Origin of the sequence: Limibacillus sp. MBR-115, from assembly GCF_040549425.1 — a bacterium.
In the GTDB taxonomy this organism is placed as follows: Bacteria; Pseudomonadota; Alphaproteobacteria; order Kiloniellales; family CECT-8803; genus Limibacillus; species Limibacillus halophilus.
This window is the reverse complement of the sequence record NZ_JBEPTJ010000002.1, coordinates 132,181-147,564: the sequence shown is the minus strand read 5'-3', so window position 1 is coordinate 147,564 and position 15,384 is coordinate 132,181. Positions and strand designations below refer to the sequence as shown.

General features: G+C 59.4%; 15 protein-coding genes. 11 read left to right on the top strand and 4 right to left on the bottom strand.

Annotated elements, in window-relative coordinates; genetic code table 11:
- Window positions 1-21: 21 nt before the first annotated feature.
- Window positions 22-1,248, bottom strand: a complete 1,227-nt coding sequence (locus ABIE63_RS04285) for a glycosyltransferase (RefSeq protein WP_354503120.1) — start codon at window positions 1,246-1,248, stop codon at window positions 22-24.
- A 213-nt stretch (window positions 1,249-1,461) separates the two neighbouring features.
- Between ABIE63_RS04285 and ABIE63_RS04280 the strand changes: the two genes are divergently transcribed.
- From ABIE63_RS04280 to ABIE63_RS04270, 3 genes are read left to right on the top strand one after another with little or no spacing between them, the layout of a single operon-like run.
- On the top strand, window positions 1,462-4,257 hold the full coding sequence (locus ABIE63_RS04280; RefSeq protein WP_354503118.1) for an ABC transporter ATP-binding protein: 2,796 nt from the start codon (window positions 1,462-1,464) through the stop codon (window positions 4,255-4,257).
- Between the two features lie 25 nt (window positions 4,258-4,282).
- Window positions 4,283-4,735: a Crp/Fnr family transcriptional regulator gene (locus tag ABIE63_RS04275; protein WP_183414707.1), complete on the top strand. Its 453-nt coding sequence runs from the start codon at window positions 4,283-4,285 to the stop codon at window positions 4,733-4,735.
- Entirely contained in the window at window positions 4,732-5,232 is a 501-nt protein-coding gene (locus ABIE63_RS04270; RefSeq protein WP_354503116.1) for a class I SAM-dependent methyltransferase, read from the top strand. Before ABIE63_RS04275 ends, ABIE63_RS04270 begins: the two co-directional genes overlap by 4 nt.
- 21 nt (window positions 5,233-5,253) lie before the next feature.
- On the opposite strand, the gene grpE is transcribed toward ABIE63_RS04270, so the two are convergent.
- Window positions 5,254-5,910, bottom strand: a complete 657-nt coding sequence (gene grpE / locus ABIE63_RS04265; protein WP_354503114.1) for a nucleotide exchange factor GrpE — start codon at window positions 5,908-5,910, stop codon at window positions 5,254-5,256.
- A gap of 72 nt (window positions 5,911-5,982) precedes the next feature.
- On the bottom strand, window positions 5,983-7,056 hold the full coding sequence (gene hrcA / locus ABIE63_RS04260; protein WP_183414704.1) for a heat-inducible transcriptional repressor HrcA: 1,074 nt from the start codon (window positions 7,054-7,056) through the stop codon (window positions 5,983-5,985).
- Between the two features lie 247 nt (window positions 7,057-7,303).
- Here hrcA and rph point away from each other — a divergent pair, with 247 nt between their 5' ends.
- Genes rph through hemW form a run of 3 tightly spaced genes read left to right on the top strand, consistent with a single transcriptional unit; the run spans window position 7,304 to window position 9,862 of the window.
- On the top strand, window positions 7,304-8,026 hold the full coding sequence (gene rph / locus ABIE63_RS04255) for a ribonuclease PH (protein WP_354503111.1): 723 nt from the start codon (window positions 7,304-7,306) through the stop codon (window positions 8,024-8,026).
- 8 nt (window positions 8,027-8,034) lie between these two features.
- A complete protein-coding gene (gene rdgB / locus ABIE63_RS04250; protein ID WP_354503108.1) occupies window positions 8,035-8,694 on the top strand; it encodes an RdgB/HAM1 family non-canonical purine NTP pyrophosphatase in 660 nt (219 codons plus the stop codon).
- Window positions 8,660-9,862: a radical SAM family heme chaperone HemW gene (hemW, locus tag ABIE63_RS04245; protein WP_354503105.1), complete on the top strand. Its 1,203-nt coding sequence runs from the start codon at window positions 8,660-8,662 to the stop codon at window positions 9,860-9,862. The genes rdgB and hemW overlap by 35 nt, the downstream gene beginning before the upstream one ends.
- Before the next feature lie 11 nt (window positions 9,863-9,873).
- On the opposite strand, the gene ABIE63_RS04240 is transcribed toward hemW, so the two are convergent.
- Entirely contained in the window at window positions 9,874-11,151 is a 1,278-nt protein-coding gene (locus ABIE63_RS04240) for a penicillin-binding protein activator (RefSeq protein ID WP_354503103.1), read from the bottom strand.
- A 104-nt stretch (window positions 11,152-11,255) separates the two neighbouring features.
- Here ABIE63_RS04240 and ABIE63_RS04235 point away from each other — a divergent pair, with 104 nt between their 5' ends.
- From ABIE63_RS04235 to ABIE63_RS04215, 5 genes are all read left to right on the top strand, one after another.
- Window positions 11,256-11,666: a YraN family protein gene (locus tag ABIE63_RS04235; protein WP_354503101.1), complete on the top strand. Its 411-nt coding sequence runs from the start codon at window positions 11,256-11,258 to the stop codon at window positions 11,664-11,666.
- 87 nt (window positions 11,667-11,753) lie between these two features.
- Complete coding sequence (locus tag ABIE63_RS04230; RefSeq protein ID WP_354503098.1) at window positions 11,754-12,407, top strand: BON domain-containing protein; 654 nt, start codon at window positions 11,754-11,756, stop codon at window positions 12,405-12,407.
- 6 nt (window positions 12,408-12,413) lie between these two features.
- On the top strand, window positions 12,414-13,295 hold the full coding sequence (locus tag ABIE63_RS04225) for a transglutaminase-like domain-containing protein (RefSeq protein ID WP_354503096.1): 882 nt from the start codon (window positions 12,414-12,416) through the stop codon (window positions 13,293-13,295).
- A gap of 131 nt (window positions 13,296-13,426) precedes the next feature.
- Complete coding sequence (gene gshB, locus ABIE63_RS04220; RefSeq protein WP_183414698.1) at window positions 13,427-14,383, top strand: glutathione synthase; 957 nt, start codon at window positions 13,427-13,429, stop codon at window positions 14,381-14,383.
- A gap of 5 nt (window positions 14,384-14,388) precedes the next feature.
- Complete coding sequence (locus ABIE63_RS04215; protein ID WP_354503094.1) at window positions 14,389-15,384, top strand: glycosyltransferase family 4 protein; 996 nt, start codon at window positions 14,389-14,391, stop codon at window positions 15,382-15,384.

Here is a 15,384-nt window from a genome sequence, read left to right as displayed (position 1 = left end):
CGCGCGTCGCCGCCGCCAGTTTCACTGTTGTTGCTGGGAGGCGAGGGAAAGCTGCGGGCGGCCGGTTCTGGCAAACCACTGCCGGGCCAGCTTCGTGACGTTCTCCGGCCCATCGAGCAGGCCGGGGATGACGCTCTCTGACGGAAGCGGCTGCTGGGGCAAGTTTCGAATGGCCGTCGCCATATCTGCGGCATCGCGCGCGCCGTCGTCGAGCAGCATGCGTGACAAACCCAAATCCTGCGCTCGCTTGGCGCGGATGTACTGCTCAAGCCGTGGTTCTGTGCGTGGTACGATGACGGCGCGTTTATCAAAGGAAAGTAGTTCGCAAAAGGTATTGTAGCCGCCCATGCAAATTACGCCGGCAGCTTCGGCCATTAGACTTTCCATGTGCGCATCGAAGGTGATCACTTCGACCTTGTCCAAACGTCCCGCGCGCTGCTGAAACTCATTCTGGTGTTCGCCGCCCATGAAGGGCCCCAGCACCAGCAGCGAGGGGTAGGGGATCGTTGCATCCTGCTCGTAGGCGCGCAGCACCCAGTCGATGATCGCTTCGCCATCACCGCCGCCACCGACCGTCACCAGAATGTATGGAGAGGGTATCGCCTCGGGCAATGCACTGCTGGCGACCTGGGGCAAGGTCCGGCGGAGGTATCCGGTAAAGGTGATTCTCTTGACCACGGAATCCGGTAGATCAATTCCTTCCAGCGGGTTGCAGATCTGCGGCAGGCCGTAGACCCAAATTTGATCGTAGTAAGATTCGAGAGCAGGGACGGCTTGCTTTCGCAACCATTCCGCCGCAAGCAGTTCAGGGCCATCCATGACATCGCGCAGGCCCAGAATGCAAGGCACGCCCTTCTCGCTCAGATAACGCAAGGTACCTTCCACCTCGCCACGCAGCCCAAGCGGCTCCTTGTCGACCAGAAAGATGTCGGGTTCAAAAATCTCCGCAGTGTGCTCAATGATCGAGGCGCGGAGCGCTACCGTCTGCTCGACGGCGATCGGCAGGTTGAGTGACGTGTACTCACCATTGCGCAGCTTGATCACACCTGGAATGCGGATGAAATCCACGCGGCTCCGAAAATCGAAGGACCCTATAATAGGCGAGCCGGAGATTATAAGAACCGAAAGGTCGCTCTCCCCCTGCACCAAATGGTGCGCAATCTCTCGGCATCGACGTAAGTGACCCAGGCCAAAACTGTCATGGCTATAGATCAGAACGCGGGTGTCCCGCTGTCGTGCACCGGCCATCCTTTAGAGACTCCCCTGGCCGGCTCCCGTCTCTACCCTGCGGTCGAGCGGCCTCTTCCTGCAAGAACAGGGGGAACTGTGCCACAGCAATCAATCAACGGAAAGGCTTGAATAACCAACACGGTGACCAGTAGCCAAAGCAACCATGTTGAATTAAACACTTGGTCACTACAGAAAAATATACAGGCATGCAGCCTTTGTGCGACGTGATTGATGACGGCAGTCGCGGCGATGGTTACTCTGCAGCACTGGAAAGCCTTCCTGGGGGATGTGGCACAGCCGATGGATCAAAACCTGTTTCGCTATATCTGGCGGCACAGCAAGCACTATCAGATTAGGGTGCTTTGCCTCGTGCTGTTGTCGATGCCCTTCTATTACGTCTCGCTTGATCTTCCCAAGCAGATCGTGAACCAGGGCATCGAGGGTCAAGGCTTCACCGGCCCGGATGATACGCAGCCCTATTTCAGTATTCACATTCCATACAGCCAGGAGATCTTCGGCCAGACCGTCACGATGTTCGACGGGCTGGAACTGGGGCAGATGGACGCGCTGCTTGTGCTTTCGTTTGTTTTTCTGGGCCTTGTGATCGTCAACGGCTACTTCAAGTATGTCATCAACACCCGGAAGGGGCAGATGGGCGAGCGCATGCTGCGCCGTCTGCGTTACCAGTTAAGCGACCGCTTGTTGCGCTTCCCTTTGCCCTACATGCGCAAGGTCAAGCAGGCCGAAGTCGCCACCATGATCAAGGACGAGGTTGAGCCGCTCGGCGGCTTCATTGGCGAAGCCTTCGTGAACCCGGTGTTCCTGGGCGGACAGGCCTTGACAGCGATGGCCTTCATTTTGGCCCAAAGCTGGATTCTGGGCAGTGTCGCGGCGGGCGTTGTAATTTTCCAGGCGGCGCTGATTCCGAAGCTGCGTATTCCGATCCTCAGGCTCGGTCGTCAGCGTCAACTGACAGCTCGAGAGCTAGCGGGACGCCTGGGAGAGACCATTGCCGGTGCTACCGAGGTGCATGCTCATGATACCTCGAACTACGAGCGGGCCGAACTGGTTAGCCGTTTGGCGCGCATATACGATATCCGATACGAGATTTATCGCCGGAAGTTTTTTGTCAAATTTCTCAACAACTTCCTGGCTCAGGTCACACCTTTTATTTTCTATGTTGTGGGCGGCGTACTAGCGATAGCCGGTGAGCTCGACATCGGCGCGCTGGTGGCGGTAATCGCCGCCTACAAAGATTTGCCTTCGCCGATCAAGGAACTAATTGACTGGGATCAGCGCCGCCAGGATGTCCAGATCAAGTACGAGCAGGTGATCGAGCAGTTTGCACCGCCGGTGTTGATCGACCCGCAGCGCCAGGACCCCGACGCCGAGGGGCCGGCGAAACTGGAGGGCCAGATCGAGCTGCGTGGGGTGGCGGTGGTCGACGACAGCGACCGCAGGCTGCTCGATGCGATTTCCTTTACCGCTGCCCTTACCGAGCACGTGGCAGTCGTCGGTCCGGGTGGCGGCGGGAAGGAATATCTGCCGCTTGTTGTGGCAGGTTTGGAGCCGATCAGTACGGGCCATGCCTCGATTGGCGGCCACGAACTTGGTGCGTTACCGCAGGCGGTAACCGGGAGACGTTTGGGCTACGTGGCCGCCGATGCGCATTTCTTTGCAGGCTCGCTGCGCAAAAATCTGCTGTACGGCCTGTTGCACAAGCCCTTGCGCCCGCCTGAGCGTGAACCGGCCGCTCAGCGAGCCGCAGAGGCAGATCGTCTTGAAGCCCAACGCGCGGGTAATCCCTATTTTGACTTTGAGGCCGACTGGGTGGACTACGAGGCGGCGGGCGCGCGCGACGCACAAGAGCTCGATCACCGGCTGCTCGAGGCGATCCAGACGGTGGAATTGGAAGAAGACCTGTACCGTTTCGGTTTGTTGGCCAGGTTCAACCCCGAGGAGCATACCGACCTTGCCGATCAAATCCTCTCCGCACGGCAGGCGCTGGCCGAGAGTCTCCACGCGGATGGGCATGATGATTTGATTGTGCGTTTCGACCCCGGTTCCTTCAATCCGAACGCGTCGCTAGCCGAAAACCTGTTGTTCGGCTCGCCGCTCGATGCGCGCTTTGAACCGGATCAACTGCTCGCCCAAACGAGCATGAAAGAAGCGGTCGAGGCCGAGGCCTTGGAGGGTGATCTAGAGGCGGTTGGGTTGGAAATTGCCCGGACTATGGTGGAAATCTTCGCCGATTTGCCGCCGGGCCACCCGTTCTTCGAACAGTTCAGTTTCATTGATGCCGAGGAGTTGCCGGAGTTCCGCAGCTTGGTCGGGCGCCAGGAGAAAGGCGGCATGGGAGGCCTCACCCCTGAGGATCGTGGGCGATTGATGCGCATTGCTCTCGATTACGTAGAGGCGCGGCATCGCCTGGGGTTGATATCGCCGGAGCGGGCGGAACGAATCGTGCGCACGCGCAAGCGGTTTGCCGATTTGCTTGCGAAGGACAACGGCCTGGGCGTCGCATTCTATGACCCCAACACCTATAACCCGGCGGCAACGTTGCAGGACAATGTCCTGTTTGGACGCCTAGCCTTCGGACAGGCACAAGGCGAAGAGACTGTTCAGGATGCGATCATCAAAGTCCTTGATGATCAGGGTTTGCGCGAGCGCGTCATCGAACTGGGAATGACCTATGACGTCGGCGTCGCGGGCAAGCGCCTGAACAATGGGCAAAAACAGAAGGCCGCCTTGGCGCGTTCACTTGTCAAGCGCCCGGACTTGCTGGTTCTCAACGAGGCCCTGGCAGCCCTGGACAGCGCCTCGCAACGCCGAATTCTTGAACGCGTCTTGGAAACCCGGAAGGGCCAGGGTGTTTTCTGGAGCCTCTATCGACCGGATTTTGCTGATGCCTTTGATAAAATCCTGGTTCTGGAAGAGGGACGATTGGTTGAACAGGGGTCGTTCGCAGACTTGAACAAGGACGGACAAAAATTGCGCCTGCTCCTTGAAACATCGGGCGCAGCATAAGAAATCTAAGAGCAAGGAGAATGTCATGAGCCTGGATCAGGAAGTGGAGGCCCTTCGCAAGGTTCCCTTCTTTGCAAACATCGATCCCGCCCGGTTGAAGTTGATGGCTTTCGCGAGCGAGCGATTGACCTTTAAGCCCGGTCAAATGCTTTGCAAGCAAGGTGATGTCGGTGATTCCGCCTACATTATTCTCGAAGGTGATGCCGAGGTTTTCTTCAACGGCGGCGAGAAACGGGTCATAGCCAGACTTGGCGTCAATGACATCGTCGGTGAGATCGCCATCCTTTGCGACGTGCCGCGGACCGCCAATGTCGAGGCCGGTGCGAAAGGTGCCGTTGCCTTGAAGCTGACCAAGGAGTTGTTCTTACGCATGGCTCACGAATTCCCGGATATGGCGCTGGAGGTGATGCGTGTTCTGGCTCACCGCATGGAAGGAATGATTAAAGCCATGCGCGATGTCCAGGGCGCCAAGCAGTGAGCCGGCTTGATAGCGCGATTCGTCGACTTGAGGCCCAGCGGTCCTGTCTTGACGCAGCCGTCACTCTGATAGAGACCGAGTCCGTGGCCGGGCCGGTCATGGAACTCGGCCTGGGAAATGGCCGAACCTACGACCATATCCGTGAGGCTTTGCCGGAACGGGAGATTTTTGTGTTCGAGCGCAAGGTTGCGGCGCACCCGGATTGCATACCCGATCAAGAGCATCTTTTCTTGGGCGATGTGTTCGAGACGCTACCTCTGGCGTTGGCCAGATTCGACGGCATGGCCGCGCTTATTCACGCGGATATCGGTAGCGGTGATGAGGCCGCCAACGCCAAGCTCGCGGCCGGCTTGGCCCCTTACCTTGGACGGTTGCTGGCCCCCGGTGGAATTTTGGTATCAGACCAGAACATTCCAATAGCAGGCGCTATTGACCTTGCTTTGCCGGAATCCGTTCGCCCTGGTCGTTATCACATGCGGCGCCGTCCCCTTCTGTAGGAAGGCGCCGCACGTCATGGGTCAATCGGGCTTTCGGGCCACACCAACACGCGCGGGCCGCAGCAGACGGTCACCCAGCCGATAACCGACTTCTACGACCTGAACCACGGTCCCGACCTCTTGCGTTGGATCAGGAACCTCGAAGAGAGCTTCGTGCCAATGAGGATCAAGCTTCTGTCCCATCGGCTCAATAGCTTCTATGCCGTTTTTCCCAAAGGCCTGCATTAGCTCCTTTGCGGTCAGATCCAATCCCGAAATCAAACCTTCGGCGCGGGCGTCGCTGCGTAGGTCATCGGGAATGGCCTCCAGCGCGCGCCGCAGATTGTCCGCCACCGGCAATAGCGCCTTGGCCAGAGGTGCAGGGGCATAACGCACGGCATCTTCCTTCTCGCGCTGAGCGCGGCGGCGCAGGTTCTCGGTCTCAGCCACCGCACGGAGTAGCTGGTCCTTCAACTGTGCGACCTCGGCTTCGAGCACTGCGGCCGCATCAACGGCGGGCTCGGCAGCGTCAGCTTCAGCCTGCTCGGCGGCGTCTGTTGCAGCGGGCTCGGCTGCATCAGCTTCAGCGGGATTGGCTTCCTCGGGCGTTTCAGCCCTCTCGACGTCCTCAACCGCTATCTGCGGTTCGTCGATTGAGTCCTCAGCCTTCTTGGCTTTTTTGCGCTCCTCGGTGTTCATCACTGGGATGCTTCCTTCTGTATTTCGATTCAAGGGATCAAGCGCACTTTATGGGGAGGCGTGGGGCGGAATTCAACCGATCAAACGACCGATCACCTTTGCAGTGTAGTCCACCAAAGGGATGATGCGCCCATAGTCCATCCGCGATGGACCTATCACACCGATTGCGCCGACGATCTGTTGCTGACTGTTCTGATAGGGGGCCACAACCATCGAGCAACCAGCCACGCCGAAGAGTTCGTTCTCCGCACCGATAAAGATCTGTACGCCTTCGGCCATCTCCGTGAGATCGAGCAGCTTGAGCAGAGTTTCACGGGCCTCGAGAGCAGCAAAAAGCTGTCGAACCCGCTCCAGATCTTCGATCGCGGTGATCTCGTCGAGAAGCTGTGCCTGCCCGCGGACGATCAGGGCGCCACCACGCGCGTTAGGGCTCCAGGTGGCCAATCCCGCTTCAACCAAGCGCGTTGTGATTTCGTCCAGTTGTGCCTGTTGCTCTTCCAGTTCCTGCTTCACAGTTTTCTGCGCTTCGCCGAGCGTGCGGCCGACAAGTCGCGCAGTCAGGAAGTTTGAGGCCTGGACCAGCGACGACGGTGGCAGACCTATCGGCACGTCGATCACACGATTCTCGACCTTGCCGGAATTAGTGACCATGACCACCAAGGCTCGCCCCGGTCCCAAGGACACGAATTCGATATGTTTAAGCGCCTCATCGACTTTCGGTGCGACCACGAGACCCGCACAGCGTGATAGCTGCGATAGGGTGGCGCCCGCCTCCTCCAGCGCCTCGCTGTAGCTGCGCCCCTGCGCGTGGCATTGGGCCTCTATTCGCTGGCGTTCTTCGATCCCAATATTGCCGTGCTCAAGCAGCCCGTGGACGAACATACTCAGGCCAAGGTCGGTCGGCAGGCGCCCGGCCGACGTGTGAGGTGCAAACAGCAAGCCTAACTCTTCCAGGTCGGCCATTACGTTGCGGATGGTGGCTGGCGACAGGTCCAGTCCCAGGCGCCGGGACAAGGTGCGTGAACCGATCGGTGCGCCGGTTTCCACGTAAGCCTCGACGATATGACGGAATATCTCGCGTGATCGCTCGTTGAGATCATCGAGCAACGGGCGTTTCAATCCCTTGAATGAAAGTGGCTGCGCCATCCTTGTTTAGAATCCGCTCCTCTATGGGACCTTGAATCTAGTGAGGCCTGCCCTGCTGGTCAACGCCGGGCACTATTTCGTACCGGTCCTACTGACCAGCGGGGTCCGCCAAGAATCCGTGCTGTGGCTGGACCTGATTGCTGGCTTGCGTTAGCGTGCGCGCCGCGTCTGCGCCGTCGTTTGTCTTAAAGGCTTGCGATGCCGGGCGGAAGAACAAGCTTTGAACCGAGAAAAAGAAGGAAACCTCATGCGCCACTCAGGCCGTGCCGCCAATGAACTGCGCCCCATCACACTGGAAACCGACGTAAACCGTTACGCCGAGGGATCATGCCTTGCCAAGTTCGGGAACACCCACGTTCTCTGCACGGCGACCATCGAGGAGTCGGTGCCCGGTTGGATGAAGGGCAGCGGTCGCGGTTGGATCACGGCGGAGTATGGCATGTTGCCGCGGTCGACCCAAAGCCGGATCGGACGGGAAGCAGCCCGTGGAAAGCAATCGGGCAGGACTCAGGAAATTCAGCGTTTGATTGGCCGTTCGCTTCGCGCGGTGATCGACCTGCAAGGATTCGGCGAACGGCAGATACGCATAGACTGCGACGTTTTGCAGGCTGATGGGGGAACCCGCACAGCAGCTATTACGGGGTCCTATGTTGCGCTCTATCAGGCGTTTCAGTTGATGCAGGAAATGAAAGCCATCGAAACCATACCTTTTGTTCGGCAGGTGGCGGCCATATCCTGTGGTATTCATAAGGGGCAGGCGATCATTGATCTGGACTATGAAGAGGACTCGGCGGCTGAAACCGACGCCAACTTCGTTCTGACTGATGATGGCCAAGTGGTGGAAGTGCAGGCTACGGCCGAGGAAAAGCCCTTCTCCCGAGTTGAATTCGACGCGCTCATGGACCTTGCAATACAGGGTGTCAGCGAATTGGCGATTGCTCAGCGCAATGCACTGGGTTTGGAGGATTAGGACGAGGTATGTCACTGCCGCCTTTGGGGGACAAGATCGTTATCGCCAGCCACAATAATGGCAAGGTTGGTGAAATCGGGGCGTTGTTGGCGCCCTGGGGAATTATGGTCCGCTCCGCAGCTCAGCTAGGGCTTGTGGAACCCGAAGAAACCGCATCGACCTTTGCCGGGAACGCTGAATTGAAGGCGCGCGCGGCGGCGCGCGCGACCGGTTTGCCGGCACTGGCCGACGATTCAGGCTTGGCGGTGACGGCGCTGGGCGGCAATCCCGGAATTTACTCGGCGCGTTGGGCAGGACCCGAGAAAGACTTTGGCTTGGCGATGGAAAAGGTGAACGCCGCGCTGGGCAAGTCATCGGATCGGTCGGCGGTATTTATCTGCGTGCTGTGTCTTGCCTGGCCCGACGGCAACACCGCCTGTTTCGAGGGTCTCGTGGCGGGTAATCTTGTGTGGCCGCCACGTGGGAAACGAGGTTTCGGCTACGACCCCATGTTCGTGCCGAAAGGCCATGAGTTGAGCTTTGGGGAGATGGAACCCGCGCGTAAGCACGCGATGAGTCACCGGGCCCAAGCGTTCTCTAAATTGGTCGCCGCGATTGCGCCGAACGGGGGGAAGGCGAAGAGAGAGGAAACGGATGATGCTATCCGCCGCACCCATCCCGAGCGATGATTCCGCGGCGCTGACGCAGGATCCGGGATTTGGTCTCTATGTTCACTGGCCCTTTTGTCTGGCTAAGTGTCCTTACTGCGATTTCAACAGCCATGTCCGCGAAGCGGTTGACCAGAATCGCTGGCGCAAGGCCCTGCTTGCCGAGATGGAGCACTATGCGGCGCAAACTGCAGGGCGGCATCTGACCTCCATATTTTTGGGCGGCGGAACGCCTTCTCTCATGGCGCCGGAGACTGTCTCAGCGGTTGTTGGGCAGGCCAAGCGCCTATGGCTGACTGATTCTGATCTTGAGGTGACGTTGGAGGCCAACCCAACCTCGTCTGAAGGCGCAAAGTTCGAAGCTTTCGCCGCGGCGGGCGTCAACCGCTTGTCGATCGGTGTGCAGTCACTGGACGACACGGCGCTGGCATTCCTGGGGCGCAAGCACAGTGCGGCGGAAGCCTTGACGGCGATCGATCTTGCGCGACGTTGCCTGCCGCGCTTTTCGTTCGATCTTATCTATGCGCGACCGGACCAGAAGCTCTCCGATTGGGAGCGTGAATTGGCGCAGGCACTGGGTGAAGGACCTGAACACATCTCGCTCTATCAGCTGACGATCGAGGAAAACACGGTCTTCCACGGTGCCTGGCGGCGGGGTGAGTTGCGTGTTCCGGACGAGAATACGGCAGGGCGGTTCTACGAGCGAACCCAGGAAATCCTCACGGAGAACGGCCTCCCGGCGTATGAGATATCAAACCACGCTCGGCCTGGATCGGCTTGCCGGCACAACCTCACCTACTGGCGTTACGGCGATTACATCGGCATCGGTCCGGGCGCGCATGGTCGCCTGACCCTGGGGGGCACCAAGTTAGCGACCCGCCAGCACCGGGCGCCGGAAGCCTGGTTGGCTGCGGTCGAGAGTGCGGGGCACGCAACGCGAACCCGCACGGAGTTGAGCGGGCAAGAGCGCCTGGAAGAGATGCTCATGATGGGTTTGCGCCTGACGGAAGGGATAACCCGCGCCGCCTTTAGGCGCGAATTGGGGGCCGAGCCGGAAAGCTTGCTCTCGCTGGCACGGCTTGAGGCGGCCGGCCGTGAAGGCTTGGTGATTCTAAACGGCGAACGCATCTGCGCCACCGACGAAGGCCGTCAGCGGTTGAATGCTTTACTCGGCTATCTCCTTACCTGAAATCAGCGATCTCAGAAGGTTGCAATCTGGAAGGATTGCGGCGCGGCCTCGATTATCTGGAACCCTTCCGGCGAAACCTCAATAATCGCAAGGCCGCGTTCGACGCTGCCATCCTCTCGCAAACGGAAGATACCGTTCACGCCAAAGAAACCCTGAGCCTGCGTCAGAGCTGCAGGGCCGAATGCCTCCGCCTGTTGAAACGCTTGCGGTTGCAGATCGCGGGCCAGGACCGTTGCGACGGCTGCCGCGTCATATCCAAGCGACGCAACGCGCGGGGGTTGCTTGCCGAAGAGCCCGGTGTAGCGTTTGTTGAAGTCCTCCCAGATCGCTGGGTCCGGCGCTGCGAACCAGCCGCCCTTGAGGGTGTCTTCTCGCAACAGGCTGGCATCGGCCCAAAGTGCGGTGCCCAGGAACCGAACATCGGGCAGTGCAATGTCGTAATAGGGTAAATAGGGCGCCACGCCCAGCAGCCGCTGGCCGCCGTCCGGCAACAACACGGCATCGATCGAATCGGGGCCGATTGATGCGAAGGCCTTTGCAGACTCGTTCAAAGAGCGCGCCGTTTGATCGTAGTAAGCCACACGTTCCACGCTGAGCGGCCCGCGCGTTGCGGCTTGTTGGAGAGCAACCACTGCGACGCGGCCGTAGGGTGTATCCGGCGCAAAAGCCGCGAAGCGAAGCAGCCCCTGGCGCGACGAGAATTCGACGATACGGTCAACTTCGCTGGCAGGGTCAAATCCCAGTGTATAAACACCTTGGCCCGCGATCGAGCGGTCATTCGAGAAGGTCAGCAGTGGGACGCCCGCCGCGGCCAAAACAGGGGCGGCGGCCCGTGCAGAAGCCGAAAAGAGTGGGCCAACAACGATCCCGGCGCCCTGATCCAGCAAGCGTTGCGCGGCTGCCGCCGCCCCTTGCGGATTGCCGCCAGTATCCTCCACCAACAGGGCCAGATCGGCCCCGGCATTGTCGAGGAAAGCAATCTGCGCGGCCTGCAACAAGGCTTGACCGACCGCGGCCTCCGATCCGGTAAGCGGCGCCAGGAACCCGATGCCGATCTTGCCGTCGTCAGTTAACCCTACGGGCCTAAGGGCCGTCGTATCGGGCGCTTCCACAGTTGGTTGTATCGGTTGTATAGTTGTTCTTGTATCATCGGTACGCGGGCTGCCACAGGCAGCCAGCAGCAGGATGAACAACATTGACGCCAGACGAAAAGCGGTTCGCTTGAAGGCCCTTGAAGGCTGTTGAGCCGCTCCCGATTCAATGGAACGGCGTTCTTGACGTGCAGTCATCTGCTTCTCCCTCGCTAGGGGTGTGTCGCCCGACCCCTAATCCGGTCAAGATAGCGGGGCCGGCGAATGCCGTAAACCGGGCTGAATCACGATGGGAGGAATGCATGCCCGGCAAGACAAAGAAGCGGGGTCCCGGCACCGCTCCGATAGCGCAAAGCGCCCGCCGCCGGGCTTGGCGTTCAGGGCGTCGTGCCGAATGGTGGGCGCTGCTCTGGCTGCGTTTGCGCGGGTATCGCCTCTTGCGACACGGTTACCGTTGCGCCCAGGGCGAGGTGGATCTGATCTTGCGTCGCGGTGGGTTGCTCGCTTTTGTCGAGGTAAAGCGCCGTGCGACCTTAAGCGCTGCAGCGGAGGCTATTCGTCCTGCACAGCAACGCCGTATTGCTGCCGCCGCAGCGCATTTCCTGCAGCGTCACGAGCGTTACGCGTCCTTTGCGTTGCGCTATGACGCTTTGTTGCTGGCGCCCGGCCGCTTGCCTTGCCACATAACTGGGGCTTGGCGTGACTCCAAGTAAAACGTTATGAGAATCATAGGATCGACACGGGAGAGATGGCTTCCCGGGGGTCGCCCCATCATCTGACTGGGAACCTGAAAGGTAAGGATGCAGAAGTACAGTCAACTCCTTTCGATGGAATGGACAGGGTTTCGCGGCGGCATTTCAGGCGCGTTGCTGGCTTTGCTATTGGTTATGACCGCTTGTTCTCCTGCGGGAACTGCGGTCGGTGTCGGCGCCGGCGTCGGCGTCATGGCGTCCCAGGAACGTGGCCTGGGTCAAGGGGTCGAGGATCAGAGAATACGCCTCGAGATCAATAGCAAGTGGTTACAGCATGATGAAAAGATGTACCGGCTTTTGTCGCTACAGGTGCAAGAAGCGCGTGTGTTGCTGACGGGTGCGCTGCCGAGCCAGGAAATGCGGCTCGCCGCGGTGCGCCTGGCTTGGGAAGTCGATGGCGTCAAGGAGGTCATCAACGAGATCACGATTACGGACGAAGGCGGGTTGGGGACCTATGCGCGCGATACCTGGATATCCACGCAGATCAAAACCAAGCTGATCTTCGATGTGGAGGTTTCCTCGATCAACTACTCCATCGAAACCGTGCATGGCGTGGTCTATTTGATGGGTATTGCCAAGGACGATATCGAGCTGTCCAGAGTGATCAACCACGCGCGCAATGTATCCTATGTCGAGCGCGTTGTGAGTTATGTGCGACGGCTTGATGATCAGGGGCCCGGCAAACCGCAGGTACAGGGATAAGCTGGATTGAGTGATCGCTGGCAGAGTGCCCTGGCCGTTCCCGCGCGAAGTGAACTTGAAGCGCGTTTGAGACAGCTGACGTCAGGTCAAATGCCGATTGATCGCATTGCCGAGGCGGCGCTGCTAATGGCGGGCCTCGATAGGCCTGGCAAGGCGATGGTGCACTACCTGGATCATTTGGAGGAGTTGGCACGCGACACGGCCGCTGCCGCCGCCGACTTGGGGGCCAATCGGACCGACATTTGGACTCCCGACCTGCGCTTGGAAGCGTTACGCGGCGTATTTGCGGTGCGGCATGGCTATTGCGGTGATCATGAATCTTACGACGATCCGCAGAATGCCAATCTTATGTCGGTAATCGAACGTCGTCGGGGTTTGCCGGTCTCGCTGGGCATTCTGACCTTGCAGGTTGCGCGCGCTCAGGGCTGGCATATGAACGGTGTCAGTTTTCCGGGCCATTTTCTCATCAGCATGGATACCGGCGGTGCGAGAGTCATCATCGACCCCTTCAACGGTTGGCGCCAACTTGCAGCTAGCGACATTCGCGAACTGCTTAAAGCCATCACGGGATTGGGCGCGGAGCTATCGCCTGCCCATTACGCGGCGGTTGATGACCGTCACGTGCTTTTGCGGTTGCAGAACAACGTCAAGCTGCGGGCGGTTCAGGCGGGCCGCCTGAGTGACGGATTGGCTAGCCTGGAAATTATGCTGATGATTGCGCCCGACAGCGCTGAGCTCTGGCGCGAGGCGGCGCTTCTTCATATCAACACCGACAACCTGCGTGCTGCGATACCGGCGCTTGAGCGGTTTATCAAATTAGCCCCGAGTGATCCGCGAGCCGATGAGGCCTTTGCGCTGATACGCGATCTACGGCATCGATTGAACTGAGATACACGGAACCGCGCCCGCTTGCAGGCGGCGATCCTGTCGTTATAGTGCCGTTTTGAGTAGCAACGGCACTGTCCGGGTACCCCCGGGCACCATCGCCTGTGCAGTAACCCGGCTGGAGAAGAAACAAGATGAGCCTGGCTGTAGCCATCCAGATGGACCCGATCGATGTGGTAGACATCGACGCCGATAGCTCTTTCGCCTTGGCGTTGGAGGCCCAGAATCGCGGCCACAGGTTGTTTCATTACCTGCCGCGGGACCTGACCTTTCGCCACCATCGTGTGATGGCGCGCGCGCGGTCTTTGTCTGTGCGACGCAAGGCCGGCGACCATTTCACACTTGGCGATCCTGAAATAGTTGACTTGCAGATCATGGACGTTGTCTTGATGCGTCAAGATCCGCCCTTTGATATGTCTTACATCACCGCGACCCATCTTCTGGAACACATCCACCCGCGTACATTGGTGGTGAATGACCCCGCCGCCGTGCGCAATGCGCCGGAGAAGCTGTTCGTAACGCACTTTCCGGACCTGATGCCGCCGACCTTGATTTCCTCGAACAAGGAGGAGATCAAGGCTTTCCGCAAGGAGCATGGAGATATTATCGTCAAGCCGCTGTTTGGGAACGGCGGGGCCGACGTTTTCCATATCCGGCCCGAGGACGACAATCTAAATGCGCTGCTTGAGATGTTCACCCGTATTTACCGTGAGCCAATCATGGTGCAGCGCTACATTCCCGAGGTACGCAAGGGCGACAAACGGATTATTCTGGTGGATGGCGAGCCGTTGGGCGCACTCAATCGGGTGCCGCCAGAAGGTGAGTCGCGCGCCAACCTGCACGTGGGCGGCAGGGCGGAAAAGGTTGGACTTACCGACCGGGAGCGCGAAATCTGTGCGGCCATAGGGCCGACGTTGCGCGATCAAGGGCTGATCTTCGTCGGCATCGACGTGATCGGTGACTACCTGACCGAGATCAACGTGACCTCACCGACCGGGTTGCAGGAGATTGGCCGCTTCGACGGCATTAATCTTGAAGGCCGCATCTGGGACGTGATCGAAGCGCGGGTCGCCCGGCGCCGGGACGCCTGAGGCGAATGACCTGGGGCGCAGCCTTGCTACTGGCTTTGGTTGTGGCCGGTATAAGCTGGGCAGCCGTCGGGATGCTGCAAAAGGGTTTGCACCGGGCAGGCTTGCTCGATCATCCAAACGCGCGTTCCAGCCATCTTGTGCCGACGCCGCGCGGTGCGGGCATTGTTCTGATCCCAATCGTTCTCCTGGCCTGGGCTTTTGCGGGCCAACTCGGGCCCGCCACTCTGCCGGTTGCTGTGGTGCTGGGTGCGCTTTTGCTTGCCGCAGTATCCTGGGTCGACGACCTGCGCGGGCTTGGCGCCTTGCCGCGCCTGCTGGCGCAGTTTCTTGCCATCGGCCTGGGCCTATACGCGCTTGGTCCCGAGGGCAGCGTTTCCGGAGGTTTTCTGCCATTCTGGCTTGATCGCTTGCTTCTGGGTTTGGCCTGGCTCTGGTTCGTCAACCTATTCAACTTCATGGACGGTATCGACGGCATATCTGCCGTTGAGGGACTTTGCCTGTGCGCCGGTCTTCTGCTCTTGTCTTTTGTTTCGAGCCTGCCTTTTTCACCGGAGCCCCTGTTACTTGCCGCGGCTCTGCTGGGTTTTGCTTACTGGAATCGCCCACCGGCGAGGATTTTTCTGGGTGACGTGGGGAGCGTGCCTCTCGGATTCCTTTTCGGCTTTCTTCTCGCGGAGGCGGCTTTGGCCGGGTATGCCTACGCGGCCATAATCATTCCGGCATATTATTGGGCGGATTCGACACTGACATTGCTACGCCGGCTCTATCGGCGGCAGGTGATCTGGCAAGGCCACAGAGAACACTGGTATCAGCGCGCCGCCGCGCGGCTGGGGCATGGTCCGGTCGTTCTGCGCATTCTATGTTTCAATATCTTTCTGCTTCTGCTGCTGGTTCCAGTCGCCCTTGCTGAACCCTGGCTCGATCCCTGGGTTGCAGTGTCGCTGGCAGGTTTTACGACGCTGGTCTTCCTGACCGTCATTGGGCGCCCATTTGATGCCTGA

What these genes read in the sequence shown, in the direction of transcription:
- ABIE63_RS04230 (WP_354503098.1), top strand. Translation starts at nt 11,754, where the DNA reads ATGCAGAAGTACAGTCAACTCCTTTCGATGGAATGGACAGGGTTTCGC.
- rdgB (WP_354503108.1), top strand. Translation starts at nt 8,035, where the DNA reads ATGTCACTGCCGCCTTTGGGGGACAAGATCGTTATCGCCAGCCACAAT.
- rph (WP_354503111.1), top strand. Translation starts at nt 7,304, where the DNA reads ATGCGCCACTCAGGCCGTGCCGCCAATGAACTGCGCCCCATCACACTG.
- gshB (WP_183414698.1), top strand. Translation starts at nt 13,427, where the DNA reads ATGAGCCTGGCTGTAGCCATCCAGATGGACCCGATCGATGTGGTAGAC.
- ABIE63_RS04285 (WP_354503120.1), bottom strand. Translation starts at nt 1,248, where the DNA reads ATGGCCGGTGCACGACAGCGGGACACCCGCGTTCTGATCTATAGCCAT.
- ABIE63_RS04280 (WP_354503118.1), top strand. Translation starts at nt 1,462, where the DNA reads ATGACGGCAGTCGCGGCGATGGTTACTCTGCAGCACTGGAAAGCCTTC.
- ABIE63_RS04240 (WP_354503103.1), bottom strand. Translation starts at nt 11,151, where the DNA reads ATGACTGCACGTCAAGAACGCCGTTCCATTGAATCGGGAGCGGCTCAA.
- ABIE63_RS04235 (WP_354503101.1), top strand. Translation starts at nt 11,256, where the DNA reads ATGCCCGGCAAGACAAAGAAGCGGGGTCCCGGCACCGCTCCGATAGCG.
- hrcA (WP_183414704.1), bottom strand. Translation starts at nt 7,056, where the DNA reads ATGGCGCAGCCACTTTCATTCAAGGGATTGAAACGCCCGTTGCTCGAT.
- ABIE63_RS04275 (WP_183414707.1), top strand. Translation starts at nt 4,283, where the DNA reads ATGAGCCTGGATCAGGAAGTGGAGGCCCTTCGCAAGGTTCCCTTCTTT.
- grpE (WP_354503114.1), bottom strand. Translation starts at nt 5,910, where the DNA reads ATGAACACCGAGGAGCGCAAAAAAGCCAAGAAGGCTGAGGACTCAATC.
- hemW (WP_354503105.1), top strand. Translation starts at nt 8,660, where the DNA reads ATGATGCTATCCGCCGCACCCATCCCGAGCGATGATTCCGCGGCGCTG.
- ABIE63_RS04215 (WP_354503094.1), top strand. Translation starts at nt 14,389, where the DNA reads ATGACCTGGGGCGCAGCCTTGCTACTGGCTTTGGTTGTGGCCGGTATA.